General features: G+C 71.2%; 15 protein-coding genes and 1 pseudogene. 11 read left to right on the forward strand and 5 right to left on the reverse strand.

From position 1 onward, the window contains the following. From H0E84_RS02550 to H0E84_RS02580, 7 genes and pseudogenes are all read left to right on the forward strand, one after another. A pseudogene (locus H0E84_RS02550) lies at positions 1 to 220 on the forward strand (hypothetical protein); the annotation flags it as partial. A gap of 115 nt (positions 221 to 335) precedes the next feature. Continuing rightward, positions 336 to 1,025, forward strand: coding sequence for a cell division ATP-binding protein FtsE (gene ftsE / locus H0E84_RS02555; RefSeq protein WP_180677057.1), 690 nt, complete (start codon positions 336 to 338; stop codon positions 1,023 to 1,025). Then, a complete protein-coding gene (gene ftsX / locus H0E84_RS02560; protein ID WP_180677058.1) occupies positions 1,018 to 1,968 on the forward strand; it encodes a permease-like cell division protein FtsX in 951 nt (316 codons plus the stop codon). Before ftsE ends, ftsX begins: the two co-directional genes overlap by 8 nt. A gap of 11 nt (positions 1,969 to 1,979) precedes the next feature. After that, positions 1,980 to 2,837 (forward strand): response regulator, encoded by an 858-nt coding sequence (locus H0E84_RS02565; protein WP_180677059.1) that lies wholly within the window; start codon positions 1,980 to 1,982, stop codon positions 2,835 to 2,837. Continuing rightward, the gene (gene ung / locus H0E84_RS02570; RefSeq protein ID WP_180677060.1) at positions 2,830 to 3,537 is read left to right on the forward strand and encodes a uracil-DNA glycosylase; all 708 of its coding nucleotides are present in this window, start codon (positions 2,830 to 2,832) and stop codon (positions 3,535 to 3,537) included. The genes H0E84_RS02565 and ung overlap by 8 nt, the downstream gene beginning before the upstream one ends. A 266-nt stretch (positions 3,538 to 3,803) precedes the next feature. Beyond that, positions 3,804 to 4,682, forward strand: a complete 879-nt coding sequence (gene rpoH, locus H0E84_RS02575) for an RNA polymerase sigma factor RpoH (protein ID WP_180677061.1) — start codon at positions 3,804 to 3,806, stop codon at positions 4,680 to 4,682. Positions 4,683 to 4,952: 270 nt separating this feature from the next. Further along, positions 4,953 to 5,369: a hypothetical protein gene (locus H0E84_RS02580; RefSeq protein WP_180677062.1), complete on the forward strand. Its 417-nt coding sequence runs from the start codon at positions 4,953 to 4,955 to the stop codon at positions 5,367 to 5,369. Between the two features lie 61 nt (positions 5,370 to 5,430). Here H0E84_RS02580 and zupT read toward each other — a convergent pair whose 3' ends face one another. From zupT to H0E84_RS02595, 3 genes are all read right to left on the reverse strand, one after another. Continuing rightward, entirely contained in the window at positions 5,431 to 6,243 is an 813-nt protein-coding gene (gene zupT / locus H0E84_RS02585) for a zinc transporter ZupT (protein WP_180677063.1), read from the reverse strand. Positions 6,244 to 6,387: 144 nt separating this feature from the next. Next, positions 6,388 to 7,518, reverse strand: a complete 1,131-nt coding sequence (locus H0E84_RS02590; protein WP_180677064.1) for an anhydro-N-acetylmuramic acid kinase — start codon at positions 7,516 to 7,518, stop codon at positions 6,388 to 6,390. A 114-nt stretch (positions 7,519 to 7,632) separates the two neighbouring features. Next, a complete protein-coding gene (locus tag H0E84_RS02595; protein ID WP_180677065.1) occupies positions 7,633 to 9,096 on the reverse strand; it encodes a peptidoglycan DD-metalloendopeptidase family protein in 1,464 nt (487 codons plus the stop codon). Positions 9,097 to 9,278: 182 nt separating this feature from the next. On the opposite strand from H0E84_RS02595, the gene tyrS reads away from it, so the two are divergent. Both tyrS and H0E84_RS02605 read left to right on the forward strand, forming a co-directional pair. Further along, entirely contained in the window at positions 9,279 to 10,499 is a 1,221-nt protein-coding gene (tyrS, locus tag H0E84_RS02600) for a tyrosine--tRNA ligase (RefSeq protein ID WP_345776257.1), read from the forward strand. 25 nt (positions 10,500 to 10,524) lie between these two features. Then, positions 10,525 to 11,190 (forward strand): MgtC/SapB family protein, encoded by a 666-nt coding sequence (locus tag H0E84_RS02605; protein ID WP_180677067.1) that lies wholly within the window; start codon positions 10,525 to 10,527, stop codon positions 11,188 to 11,190. Between the two features lie 177 nt (positions 11,191 to 11,367). On the opposite strand, the gene H0E84_RS02610 is transcribed toward H0E84_RS02605, so the two are convergent. Continuing rightward, on the reverse strand, positions 11,368 to 13,083 hold the full coding sequence (locus tag H0E84_RS02610; RefSeq protein WP_180677068.1) for a M28 family metallopeptidase: 1,716 nt from the start codon (positions 13,081 to 13,083) through the stop codon (positions 11,368 to 11,370). A 78-nt stretch (positions 13,084 to 13,161) separates the two neighbouring features. After that, the gene (locus tag H0E84_RS02615; protein WP_257644028.1) at positions 13,162 to 13,911 is read right to left on the reverse strand and encodes a DUF4097 family beta strand repeat-containing protein; all 750 of its coding nucleotides are present in this window, start codon (positions 13,909 to 13,911) and stop codon (positions 13,162 to 13,164) included. Positions 13,912 to 14,015: 104 nt separating this feature from the next. Here H0E84_RS02615 and gpmI point away from each other — a divergent pair, with 104 nt between their 5' ends. Further along, complete coding sequence (gene gpmI, locus H0E84_RS02620; protein WP_180677069.1) at positions 14,016 to 15,554, forward strand: 2,3-bisphosphoglycerate-independent phosphoglycerate mutase; 1,539 nt, start codon at positions 14,016 to 14,018, stop codon at positions 15,552 to 15,554. A gap of 8 nt (positions 15,555 to 15,562) precedes the next feature. Further along, positions 15,563 to 16,234: murein hydrolase activator EnvC family protein (locus tag H0E84_RS02625; protein ID WP_425600451.1), on the forward strand; the 672-nt coding region annotated here is incomplete at its 3' end.

A 16,234-nucleotide genomic window follows, 5' to 3' on the forward strand; every position in this document is an offset into this window, starting at 1 on the left:
CGTCGATGGCGAGACCGGACCCGCGCAGGGCACCGCCCGGCCCGCCGCCAAGCCGCGCAGCGGCGACGCGGCGCCGGCGGCTTCGCGCAAGCCGGCGGTCGAGTCCGCCCCGACGCAACGCCAGGCGCCGGCGCAGCAGGGCCAGGAGCCGTCGCTGCTGTCGCGGATCGGCCGCGGGCTGAGGAAACTGGTCACCCGGGCGCCCAACACTCGCCACTGACCGTCCGGCCGCGATCGCGCGCTCCGGATGCGTTCGCGGGTGGTCGGGGCGCCCGCGCAACGATCGCTGCGGCGAAGTTCGCTAAGCTTGCCCGGTCCCCCGCGCAGTCCCCCGCATGAGCGTCCTCCGCTTCGACAGCGTCAGCAAGCAGTATCCGGGCGGGCACGTCGCGCTGTCCGAGGTCAGCTTCGACGTCGCCGCGGGAGAGATGCTGTTCGTCACCGGCCATTCCGGCGCCGGCAAGAGCACCCTGCTCAGGCTGGTGCACCTGTCCGAGCGGCCCAGCCGCGGCGCGGTGCTGTTCGCCGAGCGCAACCTGCTGCGGGTGCGCGGCCGGCGCGTAGCGATGCACCGTCGCGACGTCGGCGTGGTGTTCCAGGACCACCGCCTGCTCACCGACCGCAGCGTGTACGAGAACATCGCCCTGCCGCTGATCCTGCGCGGGATGCGCCGCGCCGAGATCGCCAAGCGGGTGCGCAGCGCTCTCGAGCGCCTCGGCCTCGGGCCGCGCGAGCGCGCGCTTCCCGGCCAGTTGTCGGCGGGCGAGCAGCAGCGCGTCGGCATCGCCCGCGCCATCGTCGCCGAGCCCCGGCTGCTGGTGGCCGACGAGCCCACCGGCAACCTCGATCCCACCCTGTCGGCGGAGATCATGGCCCTGTTCGCGGAGCTGCCCGACCGCGGTACCAGCGTGCTGGTGGCCAGCCACGACCTGGCCCTGGTGCGGCGCATGCGCAAGCGCGTGCTGGTCCTCGACCAGGGCCGCCTGGTCGACGACATCGCCCCGGAGGACCTGGCCGATGGCTGAGCCGCACGGCAACCTCCCAGGGCGCGACACCCATTCGCGACTGGGAACCTGGGCCGACCACCACCTCTACAGCTTCGTCTCCAGCCTGGGCCGCGTGTTCCGCAGGCCGTGGGCGACCGCGCTCACCATCGGCGTGATGGCCGTGGCGCTGGCGCTGCCGCTGGGCCTGTGGCTGGTGCTGGACAACGTCGCCCGGCTCTCGGGCGGGGTGCAGCAGTCGCGCGAGATCTCGGTGTTCCTGGGCCTGGACGTGCCGCAGGAGCGCGCCCGGGCGCTGGCCGAAGAGCTGCGCGGGCGGGCCGACATCGCCGCCGTGGACCTGCGCACGCCGGAGCAGGGCCTGCAGGAGCTGCGCGAGCGCGGCGGCCTCGGCGAAGCCATCGACGCGGTCGGGGAGAACCCGCTGCCGGCGGTGCTGGTGGTGGTGCCGGCCGGCGACGAGACCCTGCTCGCCGGGTCGCTGGCGCGGCTGCCCGAGGCCGATCTGGTGCAGCACGACGCGCAGTGGCGGCAGCGCCTGGACGGCTGGCTGCGTTTCGGCGGCCGCGTGGTCTGGGTGCTGGCGGTACTGCTCGGGCTGGGCGCGCTGCTGGTGGTCGGCAATACCGTCCGGCTGGACATCCAGGCGCGTCGGGAGGAGATCGGCGTGCTGCAGCTGCTCGGGGCCACCGACGGCTTCATCCGCCGGCCGTTCCTGTACCTGGGCACGTGGTACGGGCTCGCCGCCGGCGCGCTGGCGCTGGGCTTGCTGGGAGTGGCCGGACTGGCGCTGAACGATGCGGTGGCCGGCCTTGCGGCGAGCTACGGCAGTGGCTTCGCGCTCTCCGGGTTCGCTCCGGCGCAGCTGCTCGCCGTCGTGCTCGGCGCCGCGGCGCTCGGCTGGCTGGGCGCCAGCCTGGTGACCGGTCATTTCCTGCGCCAGACCCGCCCCACCGAGACCTGACAGGGAGCGCCATGACGACCTCGAAGACCGACGGACACGACCTGCGGCACCTGGTGAGCGAGTCGCCGCGGATCATGGTGGTCGACGGCTCCAAGCTGGTGCGTCGGCTGATCGGCGACGTGCTGCGCAAGGAGCTGCCGGCGGTGGAGGTGGTGGCCTGCGCCGGTCTGGCCGAGGCGCGCGCGGCGCTGGAGGAGGCGCCGGTGGACCTGGTGACCACCGCGCTGGTGCTTCCCGACGGCGACGGCCTGCAGCTGGCGCGCGTGGTGCGCCGCGCCGCCGCCCAGCGCTACGTGCCGGTGATCGTGGTCTCCGGCGACGCCCAGGGACACCTGGAGTCGCGCCGCTTCACCGAGGACGTCACCGACTACTTCGACAAGGCCAATGGCCACCAGGCGTTGGCGACCTTCATTCGCGGCTACGTGATGCCCGAGGCCATCCCCGGCGCGCACGTGCTCTACGTGGAGGACAGCCGCACGGTGGCGCTGGCGACCCGGCGCATGCTGCAGTCGCACGGCATGGAGGTGACCCACGTGATCAGCGCCGAGGACGCGCTGGACTGGCTGCGCGAATGGCGCGGCAGCGACGTGGCTCCCGGCGCCGACCTGCTGCTGACTGACGTGTACCTCAAGGGCGAGCTCAGCGGCCGCGACCTGCTGCAGGCGGTGCGCCAGGAGTTCGGCTACGGCAAGCGCCGCCTGCCGGTGCTGGTGATGACCGGCGACGACAACCGCGTCAACCAGATGGGCCTGCTGCGCGACGGCGCCAACGACCTGGTGCTCAAGCCGATCGAGGAGCGCCTGCTGGTGACCAAGGCGCTGTTCCAGCTGCGGCTGGCGAGGATGGGCCGCGCGTCCGGTCATGCCTGACGCCGACCGCATCCAACTCGAGCCGACCTGGAAGGCCCGTGTCGGGGACTATCTGCTGCGGCCGGAGATGCGGGAACTGTCCGCGTTCCTGCGCCAGCGCAAGGCCGCGGGGGCTCGGATCTACCCGCCCGGCCCGGAGATCTTCGCCGCCTTCGACGCCACGCCGTTCGATGCGGTCAGGGTGGTGATCCTCGGCCAGGATCCCTACCACGGACCCGGCCAGGCGCACGGGCTGTGTTTCTCGGTGCGGCCCGGGGTACCGGTGCCGCCGTCGCTGCAGAACATGTTCAAGGAGATCGAGCGCGACCTCGGCATCGCTCCGCCCGGCCACGGCTGCCTGCTGCCATGGGCGCATCGCGGGGTGCTGCTGCTCAATGCTGTGCTCACCGTGGAGCAGGGGCGCGCGGGCGCGCACCAGGGCCGCGGCTGGGAGGCGTTCACCGATCATGCGGTGGAAACGTTGGGCCGCGAGCGCGAAGGCCTGGTGTTCATGCTCTGGGGCAGCTACGCGCAGAAGAAGGGAGCGGTCATCGACGCGCGCCGCCATCGGGTGCTCAGGACCACCCATCCCTCGCCCCTGTCGGCACATCGCGGCTTCCTCGGCTGCGGGCATTTTTCGGCCGCCAACGACTATCTGGTGCGCACTGGCGCCGCGCCGATCGACTGGTCGCTGCCGCCGCGCGCGGAACTGGAGCTCTGAGGCCGCGGATCCGGTGCCGCGAGCCCGGGCCGGCACCCGGCCTTCACCGCCGTCGTCGCAGGATAGGTCCCCTGGCTGCGGCCGTTTCCAGGCAACGATGCGCTGCCTGACCGCGCCGGCGGCGCCGCGCTCGACGAGTCGATGCCGCTGCAGGCCGAACTGGCGCGTAAATCAATCACTTGCAGCTGCTCCGTTCCAGTGAGGGAACGCTGGGGAACTTCCTACGGCTGCACCGGTCAGATCTGCACACTGATAGAATGGCCCCCATGACCCAGATGACCTCTTCCACCGCACTGGTCGCCAACAACCTGCCGGTCCCCAGCTCGCTGGGCTCGCTGGACGCGTACATCAACGCCGTCCACCAGATCCCGGTGCTTTCGGTCGAGGACGAGCAGGCGCTGGCGCACCGCTACCGCGACCAGGAAGACCTCGACGCGGCGCGTGAACTGGTGCATTCGCACCTGCGCTTCGTGGTCCACGTCGCGCGCGGCTACAACGGCTACGGCCTGCCGCTCGGCGACCTGATCCAGGAAGGCAACATCGGCCTGATGAAGGCGGTCAAGCGCTTCGACCCCGGCGTCGGCGTGCGCCTGGTGTCGTTCGCCGTGCACTGGATCCGCGCCGAGATGCACGAGTACATCCTGCGCAACTGGCGCATCGTCAAGGTGGCCACCACCAAGGCGCAGCGCAAGCTGTTCTTCAACCTGCGCAAGAGCAAGAAGCGCCTGGGCTGGTTGAACGCCGAGGAAGTGCGCGTGGTGGCGGCCGACCTGAACGTCTCCGAGCGCGAGGTGATGGAGATGGAATCGCGGCTGTCCGGGCGCGACGTCGGCTTCGATGCTTCCGCCGACGAGGACGACGACCACGCCCCGCCGGCGCCGTCCGGCTATCTGATGTCGCAGGACGAGGACCCGGCGCAGCTCTACGAGCGCGAGGACAGCGAGGACGACCAGCTGGCGCTGCTGCGCGAGGGCCTGGCCGAACTGGACCCCCGCTCGCGCGACATCATCCGGCGCCGCTGGCTCGACGACGAGAACAGGATCACCCTGCAGGAGCTCGCCGACGAGTACGGCGTCTCGGCCGAGCGCATCCGCCAGGTCGAGTCCAACGCGCTGAAGAAGATGAAGGCGCTGTTCGCGGCCTGAACGCAACATCCGTCCGACAAAAAGAAGGCCCGGCGTGCACGCCGGGCTTTTTTTTTGCGGCCGCAGCCGCGATCCGGCTGCGTCTCCCACGGTCCTTCACCCATGGACTCCGGTCCCGACCGCCCTGCCCGACGAGCGGCAAGGGACCGCCCGCGTACTGCCTACGGGGTCACGGTCGTGGGATCGCCGGTGTTGCCAAATTACCTGGCCGGCGCAGGCGTGCCGGCGCAACCTCGGTAACCAAGGGAGATGAGCATGGAAAGGAAGTCGATGTCCGCCCTGATGGCAGTTGCTCTGGCCGCGTCCGCGGGAACCGTCCCGCAGCAGGCCGTTGCAGCGAACCTGACGAACGCCGTCCTGGAATGCTTCGTGGACACCTATGCGTTCGATCAGGCCACCCCGAACTACTGCTTCGCCACCTGGACCCCCTGGTCGGGCGACAACCCGGCCATCGCGTACTTCGAAGTCGTCCAGCTGCCGGCCGGCAGCTATTCGTTCGCCTGGAAGGATCGCGATACCGGGGCACCGCCGCCGGGCTGCGGGAACACCCAGGTCTGCAGCACCTGGATCGCAACCGATTATTCGGGCGACGGCCTGGTCAGGATGGAGGTGACGATCACGGACCATGCCACGGGCGCCACCAGGACAGTGACCGCCGACGCCCGCTACTTCGACGGCTGGCACTGAGCAGCATGGCCGCAGGTGGGGGCGCCTTCCCCCGCCTGCGGTTGGATCCGCACCGCAAGCCTCACCACTTGAACAGCATCAGGCTGATGGCCAGGGCGCCCATGCCCGTGACCAGGCCGTACACGGTCTCGTGGCCCTTGGCGTAGCGTTTGGCCGCCGGCAGCAGTTCGTCCAGGGCGAGGAACACCATGACCCCGGCGATCACCCCGAACAGCGCGCCGAACATCGATTCCGACAGGTACGGCGCCAGCAATGCGTAGCCGATGATCGCGCCGACCGGCTCGGCCAGCCCCGAGAGCAGGCAGGCGACGAAGGCATAGCGCTTGTTGCCCGTGGCGTAGTACACGGGCACGGCGATGGCGATGCCCTCGGGAATGTTGTGGATGGCGATGGCGAAGGCGAGCGGCAGGCCGACCCGCGGGTCCTCCAGCGTGGCGAAGAACGTCGCCAGTCCCTCCGGGAAGTTGTGCGCGGTGATCGCCAGTGCGGTCAGCAGTCCGACGCGCTTGATGTACTCGCGGTTGTGTTCGCGGAAGAACGGGTCGTCGGCTTCCAGGCGCTCGTGCGGGTTGGGAATCATCCGGTCGATCAGCACGATCAGCATCACACCCGACAGGAACGCCAAAGTGCCGTAGGAAAATCCCTGCGCCTCGCCGTAGACGCCCGTGAACGAGGCGATGGACTTGTTGAGGATCTCCGACAGCGAGACGTAGACCATGGCGCCGCCGGCGAATGCCAGGCCGAACGCCAGCATGCGTGCGTTGGGGGATTTGGTGGTGAACACCAGCAATCCGCCCAGCCCTGTCGCCAGCCCCGCGCCGGTGGTGACCGCGAGTGCGACCAGGACGTTCTGCAGGGCGATGTCTTCGAGCATGCGGCGGGATCCGGGAGGCCGGACGCAACGCCGCCGGCGAACGGCCCGTGCGCCGGCGGCGCGCGGAGCGGCCCATCGTAGCGAAACGCGGCGCCGCTGTGCGTCACGCCCAGGCCGCCGCGTTGCCGACGGAAACCCGCGCGCTCAGGCGCGGTAGATGCCGCCCAGGACCCGGGGCCCCGCCGCGCCGGTGACGCCGGGCAGATTGCCGGGGCGTCCCAGCAGGGTCTGCCGCGCAAGCCAGGCGAAGCCCATCGCCTCGACCGCGTCCGGGTCCAGGCCGTGGGCGGCGCAGGAATCGAGCGCGCAGTCGCCGAGCGCGCCGGCCAGTGCCGCCATCAGTCCCGGGTTGAGGACCCCGCCGCCGCAGGCGATCACCCGGGACGTCGCCGGCTGCGCAGCGCGCAGCGCATCCACGGTGGTGCGCACGCTGAGCGCGAGCAGGGTGGCCTGCACGTCCGCGGGCGCCTCGCCGCCGCGCAGCCGCGCGTCCAGCCAGCCCAGGTGGAACTGGTCGCGCCCGGTCGACTTCGGCGGCGGAAGCGCGAACCAGGGATCGTCGAGCAGGCGTTCGAGCAGCACCGGGTCGACGCGGCCCGCCGCCGCGAAGGCGCCGCCGGCGTCGAAGGCGGCGCCGGTATGGCGCCGGCACCAGGCGTCCATCAGGCCGTTGGCCGGGCCGCAGTCGAAACCGCGTACTTCGCCGCCGGGCGGCAGCAGGGTCAGGTTGGCGATCCCACCGAGGTTGAGCACCGCGCGCGCCTCGCCCGGCGCGGCCAGCAGCGCCGCGTGCAGCGCCGGCAGCAGCGGCGCGCCATGGCCGCCGGCGGCGACGTCGCGGCGGCGGAAGTCGGCCACCACCGTCACGCCGGTGCGCTCGGCGAGCACCGATGGATCGCCCAGCTGCAGGGTGAACGGAAAGCGCCCGTCGCCGGCACGCCCATGCGGGCGGTGGCGCAGGGTCTGGCCGTGCGAGCCGATCGCCGCCACGGCCGCCGCCGGTGTGCCGCTGTCGGCCAGCGCCTGCAGCGCCGCGGCCGCGAAAGCATGACCGATGCGCACGTCGAGCTCGCCCAGATCGTCGAGCAGCAGCGGCGCGTCCTCCTGCCCGAGTTCGACCAGGCGCGCACGCAGCGTCGGTTCCCAGGGGTAGGTGCGGGCGAACAGCAGCCGCGGCCGGTCGCCGTCGAAGCCGACCAGGGCGGCGTCGATGCCGTCGGCGCTGGTGCCCGAGATCAGGCCCAGGTACAGCGATGGAGGGGAGGTTGCGGACATCCTGCGGTCTTCATCGCCGCCTGGGGCAGTGCCGGCGGGATCGCTGTCCGGGCGGGTCCGGCGGGCCGATCCCCCGCCGCGCCCGCGGCCAGCCGGGCGGCAGCTCCCGGGGTCTCAGCCGCGCTCGCCGGCGCGGACCGGCGGCCGCGCGCGGGCCACTTCACGGCCGGGCTCGGGCAGCTGCGCATAGCGCAGGGTCTCGACCTGCTGGATCCGCGCCAGCGCCGGCGCGGCCTGCGCCTTGAACTGCGCCAGCGCCGCGCCCTTCAGCGGCTCGGGCGGCGGCATGGTCTGCGACAGCGGATTGCGGTGCACGCCGTTGACGCGGAATTCGTAGTGCAGATGCGGGCCGGTGGCCAAGCCGGTGGCGCCGACGTAGCCGATCACCTCGCCCTGCGACACGCGCTGGCCCTGGCGGACGTTGGAGAAGCGCGACATGTGCGCGTACAGGGTGGTGTAGCCGCGGCCGTGATCGAGGATCACCACGTTGCCGTAACCACGCTGGGTGCCGCGGAACTGCACCCGCGCGTCGCCGGCGGCCTTGATCGGGGTGCCGGTGCCGGCAGCGTAGTCCACGCCCTTGTGCATGCGCATGCTGCCCAGCACCGGGTGCCGGCGGGCGCCGAAGCGCGAGCTCAGGCGCGCGAACTCGACCGGCATGCGCAGGAAGCTCTTCTTCAGCGGGCGGCCGTCGGCGGTGAAGTACTCGGCCTTGCCGTCGCGCTCGAAGCGGAACCCGGAAAAGGTCTTGCCGCCGGTGCTGAAGGTCGCGGCCAGTACCTCGCCGTTGCCGATCTTCTCGCCTTCGCGCCACAGCTCCTCGATCACCACGCTGTAGCGGTCGCCCGGCTGGATCTCGCGGGAAAAGTCGATGTCGTACTGGAAGATGCCGTCGGTCAGGGTATGGATGACCTTGGGCGAGAGTCCGGCCTGGCGCGCCGACCCGTACAGCGAGCTGCGGATCTCGCCGGTGACGACCGTGGTGTGGATCTCGACCGGACGCTCGATGACCTGTTCGCGGATGCCGCTGCCGGCCAGGCTGAGCTGTACGCGCTCGGTCTCGCCGCGGTCGAAGCGGAAGCCGCGCAGCCGTCCATCGCTGGCGAGGTCGAAGCCGAACTCGGTGCCGGGGCGGATCCGCGCCAGCGCCTGCGCAGTCGAGGGATGCTCGAGGATCCGCTGCAGGGTGGCGGCGGGAATGTCGAGATCGGCGAAGATCTCGCCCAGCGTCTGTCCGGCCTGCACGGTGACCTGTTGCCAGCTGGCGGTCTCGGCAGGGCGGGCCTTGCGGGTCGGCAGCGGCGGCAGCGCCAGGGCCATCGTGGTCAGCGCGGGCTGGCCGGACGGGGGCTGCATCGCGCTCGAGAATCCCGGCACCAGTGCGACCACCAGCGCGCCCAGGGTCGCGAACAGGCTGGCGTGCGCCCAGTGGCGGCGCGTCCAGCGGCCATTGAAGCCCTTGCTTTCGAGGAAACCGGGAACCTGCTGCGAGATCTCTGCGGCGCGCTGTGCGACGGCGCTCAGGTTGGCGAGGCGGATGCTGCGATTGCGTTCCGCGTCCGGAGCAGGTGTCGGCATTGGGCGTTCCCGGTGGCGTGAAGGGCGCGTCAGCGAGGTAACATAAAGACGCGAACAGGGTACGTCAAATGCTTGAGCCGACAGGTCTTTTACGTGATCGGCCGCTGTTAACGCCACTTAACGTCCATTTTCACAACCCGGTCACGTTTTCGGACATCCGTGACCCGAGCTGCGAGGTCCTCGTGCCAGATGCCACGCCCGCCCAGGATTCCCTGGAACTGATCGCCCGCGGCGCCGACGAAATCCTCAAGCGCGAGGAGCTCGAGGCCCGCCTGGCCCTGGGCCGGCCGCTGCGGATCAAGGCGGGGTTCGACCCGACCGCGCCGGACCTGCACGTCGGCCATACCGTGCTCCTCAACAAGATGCGGCAGTTCCAGGACCTGGGCCACCAGGTGATCTTCCTGATCGGCGACTTCACCGGGATGATCGGCGACCCGAGCGGCAAGAACGCCACCCGCAAGGCGCTGACCCGCGAGGACGTCGCGGCCAATGCCAGGACCTATGCCGACCAGGTGTTCAAGGTGCTCGATCGCGAGCGCACCGAGCTGCGCTTCAACAGCGAGTGGTTCGGGAAGATGGATGCCGCCGACATGATCCGCCTGGCCGCCCGCCACACCGTGGCGCGCATGCTCGAGCGCGACGACTTCGCCAAGCGCTACACGGCGCAGCAGCCGATCGCGATCCACGAGTTCCTGTATCCCCTGGTCCAGGGCTACGACTCGGTGGCGCTCGAGGCCGATGTCGAGCTCGGCGGCACCGACCAGAAGTTCAACCTGCTGATGGGCCGTGGCCTGCAGGAGCACTACGGGCAGAAGCCGCAGGTGGTGCTGACCATGCCGCTGCTCGAAGGCCTGGACGGCGTGCAGAAGATGTCCAAATCGCTGGACAACTACATCGGCATCGACGAGCCCGCGATCGACATCGTCAACAAGACGATGAAGATCGGCGATGCGCTGATGTGGAAGTGGATCGAACTGCTGAGCTTCGAGATCGGAGCCGAGGAGGCGCGCCGGCTGCGGACCGGCGTCGAGGCCGGACTCAACCCGCGCGACGTCAAGCTGCGCCTGGCGCGAGAGCTCGCGGCGCGCTTTCACGACGCCGCTGCCGCCGACACCGCGATCGCCGGCTGGCATGCGGCGGTGCGCGGCGAGGGCGACACTTCGCTGCTGCCGCTGCAGGACGTCGCGGTGCCGGCCGAAGGCCTGCGCATCGCCGCGCTGCTGACCGCGGCCGGATTGACTCCCAGCAATTCTGAGGCCAGCCGCAAGCTCAGGGAGCGCGCGGTCAAGGTGGACGGAGCGGTGGTCGAGGATCCCGGCAGGGCCTTCGGACCGGGTTTCGAGGGGGTGCTGGCCGTCGGCAAACGCAATTTCGCACGGGTAAGGCTGATCACCGCGCCATGACGGCGCCGGCGCGAAGCTCCGCGCCATGAACGAAATGCTGGATGGGCAGTTGGGGGTCGTCCTCAGCATGGCCTACGCCATGCTGCTCGGCGGCGCGATCGGCTTCGAGCGCGAACTGAAGCGGCGACCCGCCGGCTTCCGCACCCACATGCTGGTGGCCGGGGCGGCGGCGTTGCTGATCGGCATCGGCCAGCTCTCGGTGGCCGAGCGCCTTGCCGGCGACAGCTCGCAGATGATGCGGATCGATCCGCTGCGCCTGGTCGAGGCGGTGATCGCCGGCGTCTCCTTCATCGGCGCCGGCACGATCTTCAGCGAGGGCCGGCGTGGCGGCGAGACCATCGCCGGCATCACCACCGCCGCATCGTTGCTCACGGTGGCGACGATCGGCGTGGCCGCGGGGCTGAACTATCATCTGCTGGCGCTCTTGGCCACGGTGCTGGCGCTGCTGGTGCTGGTGGGCCTGTCGGCCTGGGAACGCTGGCGCGAGCGGCGCGCGGGGGCGCCGCCGGAGACCGGCCACGGCTCGCCGGGGTCCGGTTCGCGATCCGGTTCGAGCCATCCGGACCGCGGCCACCACCAGCAGAGCCTGCATTCGCCCCAGCGCGCCGCACCGGGCAAGGCTGCGCCCTACGAACCAGCCGGCCAGGCAGACCCCCCCGCGCGGGACCCGCAGCGCGACCAAGACGAGTGACTTTCCGCCGATGACGGCGGGCGTCACGGCCGCGAGTTGCGCGATCCGCACGCCGGCGACGAAGGGCGTGGACGCGTCGCGCGCGGATCCCGGTGATCGCAACGCCCGGCCGGGGGTTCCCGTGCCGGAAACGAAAACGGCGCCCCACGGGCGCCGTTTTCATGGTGGTGCGGCCGATCAGCTGCCGGATGCGCCAGCCATCATCTCGTCGCGGGCCGCCTTGAACGGGTTGCCCTCGTACCAGTTCGGCCAGCGCTCGGGATCGTCGGCGACCACGCGGCCGACGCCGTACAGCGCCTCCAGGTCCTGGATCACCCCGTCGAGGTTCCACTCCTCGCGGTAGACGTCGCCGGGCTGGTGGTAGCGCGAGGCGTAGTCCTCGGTCGCCGCCTTGCCGCCCGCGATGCCGCCCTCGACCAGGTCGTTGCCGCCCTTGGCGTAGAGCGCCGGCACCCCCGCCTTGGCGAAGTTGAAATGGTCGGAGCGGAAGTAGAACCCGCCCGCGGGGTTGCCTTCTTCCACCAGGGTGCGCTGCTGCTCGCCGGCGAACGTCTCGAGGATGTCCTCGAGCTCGGAGTTGCCCTTGCCGGTGACCACGAAGTCCCGCGAAGGCCCGGCCACGCTCATCGCGTCCAGGTTGATCACCGCGGCGATCTTTTCCATCGGGAAGGTCGGCTGGGCGACGTAGTACTTCGAGCCGAGCAGGCCGGATTCCTCCAGCGTGACCGCCAGGAACACCAGCGAGCGTTGCGGCGCCGGCTCCTCGGTGGCGAAGCGCTCGGCGATCTCGATGATGCCGGCGATGCCGGTGGCGTTGTCGACCGCGCCGTTGTAGATGTCGCGCCCGCCGTCCTCGCGCTCATGGGCGCCCAGGTGGTCCCAGTGGCCCATGTAGATCACCGCCTCGTCGGGGCGGCTGCTGCCGGGCAGCACGCCGATGACGTTGCGCGAGGACTTCTCGGTGACCGTGCTCGCCAGGTCCACCGACATGCTGGCCTTCAGCGGCACCGCTTCGAAGCCGCGGCGGTTGGCGGCCGCGTACATCTCCTCCAGGTCGTGTCCGGAGTCGGCGAACAGCTGCCGCGCGACCTCGGTGCTGATCCAGCCCTGCGCCGGCAGCCGCGGCTCCGGGTCGTCCGCGGCGCGCAGGTCGAACTGCGCGCCCGACCACGAATTGCGCACCACGTCCCAGCCGTACGAGGCGCCCTCGGTGTCGTGGACGATCAGCGCGGCGGCGGCGCCCTTGCGCGCGGCCTCCTCGTACTTGTAGGTCCAGCGCCCGTAGTAGGTCATCCGGTTGCCTTCGAACAGCTTCTCGTCGTCGGCGTGGAAGCCCGGATCGTTGACCAGGATCACGACCGTCTTGCCCTCGACGTCGACGCCGGCGTAATCGTTCCAGTCCTGCTCCGGCGCATCGACGCCGTAGCCGACGAAGACCAGTTCGCTGTCGGCGATGTCCACCTGGGCCTGGCCGGTACGCGTGCCGATCACCATGTCGGTGCCGAACTGCAGCTCGCGCGCCTGGCCGTTGCTGTCCAGCCGCAGCACCGTCGACTCGTCGGCGGTGGTCTCCACCATCGGCACGGTCTGGTACCAGCCGCCGTCCTCGCCGCCCGGCTGCAGGCCGATGCGCTCGTACTGGGCGCGGATGTACTCCACGGTCTTCTCGCCGCCGGGCGAGCCCGGCGCGCGGCCCTCGAACTCGTCGGAGGCGAGCGTGCGCACCAGTTCGCGGAAATCGCCCTCGGCGATCTCGGGGGAGAAGGCGTGGGTTTCGGCGGCGGGCGGGGCCCCGGCCTGCGGCGCGCCGCCGGAGGCATCGTCCTGGCGGTCGCCGCCGCAGGCGGCCAGCGCCAGGGCGGCGGCCAGGCTGATCAGCAGGGGTCGTTGCATGCGGGCTCTCCGTGAGGGAAACCCCGATTCTAGCCGTTTGCGTCGCCGTCGATACCCCCGCCGCGCCTGCGTCTGCGCTCAGTCGTTGGGGGCGCGCCTGCTCGAATAGGGCATGGCCTCGGCGCCGCTGATGCGGCCGGTGCGGGCGCTTTCGTGCACGTACAGCACCACCTCGCGCTCGAAAACCAGCTCGCCCTCGACCACCGCGTCGGGGCCGATGACGATGCGAGGGGTGCGCTTGTTGACGTTGACCAGGAACCAGTTGGAGTTCGGCTTGCGCACCCGCAGCCCGCCGCGCACGTGCGAGCCGACGCCGACGGTGACGTCGCCGTTGGTGGTCTCGATGTCGCCGCCGACATCGGTGTCGACCAGGCCGATGCCGCCGCTGACGGTGCTGACGCCGCCTTCGATGCTGCCGCCGCGATCGACGAAGATGCTGCCGCTCACCGTCTCCACCCCGCCGCCGACGCGCGCGTTGCGGCCGGCGCGGATGGCGCCATTGACGGTGGTGATGCTGCGCGCGGCGACCCCGTTGCCGAGGGTGATGCCGCCGTTCACGGTTTCCAGGTTGCGCAGCTCGGCGCCGTCGCCGACGCGGATGGCGCCGTTCACGGTCTCCGCATCCTCGGCGCGGACGCGATCGCCGATGCGGATACTGCCGTTGACCGTACTCAGGTCGCCGTATTCGCGGCCGGCTTCGGCGGACACCGAGCCGTTCACCTTGCTGATGTCTTCCTGGGCCAGGACCGGGGCGGCCGCCAGCGCCAGGGCGAGCGCCAGCACCGGGATGGTCGGGCGGGAGCGGAAGCGGGAACTGGGGCGGGACATGATGCGTCTCTCCTTGCTGCGTGTGCGGAGGGCCGGTGCGTTACGGTCAGCATGCCCGGGCTTGGCTACAATCGCACCTGTCCGAAGTCACGGGGTCGAACGTCGTGCCAACAGCCCAGAATCGCCCGAAGCCGCTCGTCCTGCTGATCCTGGACGGCTGGGGTCATCGCGAGGACCCGCGCGACAATGCCCTCGCCGTCGCCGACATCCCGAACTGGCGACGACTGCACGCGGCGCACCCGCACACCCTGATCCATACCGAAGGGCGTCATGTCGGGCTCCCGGACGGACAGATGGGCAATTCCGAAGTCGGCCACATGAATCTCGGCGCCGGCCGCATCGTCTACCAGGAGCTGACCCGCATCGATGCCGCGATCGAGGACGGCAGCTTCTTCGACAACGCGGAACTGAACGCCGCGTGCGAGGCGGCGATCGCTTCCGGCGGCACCCTCCAGCTGATGGGCCTGCTCTCGCCCGGCGGCGTGCACAGCCACGAGCGGCAGCTGTTCGCGATGCTGGAGCTGGCCGCTCGCCGCGGCGTGCCGCGGGTGGCGGTGCATGCCTTCCTCGACGGGCGCGACACTCCGCCGCGCTCGACCGGGCCGAGCCTGCACGCGCTGCAGGCCGAATGCGCGCGCCACGGCAATGCCAGCATCGCCAGCATCGGCGGACGCTACTACGCGATGGACCGCGACAAGCGCTGGGAGCGGGTGCGCAGGGGCTGGGACGCGATCGTCGAGGCCGAGGGCGAGCGCGCGGCCGATGCCACGTCGGGGCTCGAAGCCGCCTACGGCCGCGGCGAGAACGACGAGTTCGTGCTGCCCACCGTGCTCGACGGCGCCGTGCCGATCGCCGACGGCGACGCCGTCGTGTTCATGAACTTCCGCGCCGACCGCGCGCGGCAGCTCAGCGCCGCCTTCGTCGCCCCGGGCTTCGACGGCTTCCAGGCCCGGCGCCCGAAGCTGTCGCGCTACGTCTGCCTGACCGAGTACGACGCCACGCTCCCGGCGCCGGTGGCGTTCGCCCCGGACAACCTGCGCAACACCCTGGGCGAAGTGCTGGCCGCCAACGAGCTGACCCAGTTGCGCATCGCCGAGACCGAGAAGTACGCGCACGTGACCTTCTTCTTCAGCGGCGGCCGCGAGGCGCCGTACCCGGGCGAGGAACGCATCCTGGTGCCGAGCCCCAAGGTCGCCACCTACGACCTGCAGCCGGAGATGAGCTGCGCCGAGGTGACCGCGCGGCTGGTGGAGGCGATCGAATCGGAGCGTTTCGACGTGGTGGTCTGCAACTACGCCAACCCGGACATGGTCGGCCACAGCGGCGACCTGCAGGCGGCGGTGAAGGCGGTCGAGGCGGTCGACGTGGCGCTCGGCGCGGTGGTCGATGCGGCGCGGGCGCGCGGCGGCGAGCTGCTGGTCACCGCCGATCACGGCAACGTCGAGATGATGCGCGACCCGGAGACCGGGCAGCCGCACACCTCGCATACGGTCGGGCCGGTCGACCTGATCTATGTCGGCGGGCGCGATGTCGGGCTGCGCGCCGGCGGTTCGCTGCGCGACGTCGCGCCGACCCTCCTCGACCTGCTCGGCATCGGCCAGCCGCAGGAGATGACCGGCCGCTCGCTGCTGCTGCCGGGCTGACACCGACGATGGCGGCTCTGCGCATCGCCCTGGCCGCCGCGGTCGTGGCGTTGGCGCTGGCGGCGCCGGTTGCCGCGCAGCAGCAGCGCGATGCCGAACGCCGCCTGCAGGAGGTGCGCCGCGAGCTGCGGGACGTCGCCACCGAACGGCGCCGGCTGGAGGGCCGCCGCGGCTCGGCCGCGCGCGCCCTGCGCGCCGCCGACGAGCGCGTCGCCGCGGCCAGCGACGCGTTGCGCCGGACCGAGTCCGAACTCGCGGACGGGGAACTGGCGCTGGCCGAACTGGCCGCGCGCCGCGGCGAACTGCAGCAGCGGCTGGCCGCGCAGCGCAGCGAACTGGCGCAGCTCCTGCGCGCCGCCCATGCCATCGGCGATCACGCAGCGCTCAAGCTCCTGCTCGCCCAGGATCGCGTCGGCGAAGCCAACCGGGCGCTCGCCTACCACCGCTACCTGCAGCGTCAGCGCGCGCGCCGCATCCGCGACCTGGCCACCGAATTGTCCGAGCTCGACGCGGTGGAACGCGAGATCGCCGAGCGCCGCGAAGCGCTCGACCAGGCGCGCGAGCGCCAGCGCCGCCAGCTGGCCGAACTGGAGCGCGAGCGCGGCCAGCGCGCCGGCACCGTCGCCGAACTGGAACAGCGCCACGCCGACCGCCGCGATCGCGAAAATGCGCTGGGACGC

The sequence above is a fragment of the Luteimonas salinisoli genome (assembly GCF_013425525.1).
Taxonomy (GTDB): Bacteria; Pseudomonadota; Gammaproteobacteria; order Xanthomonadales; family Xanthomonadaceae; genus Luteimonas; species Luteimonas salinisoli.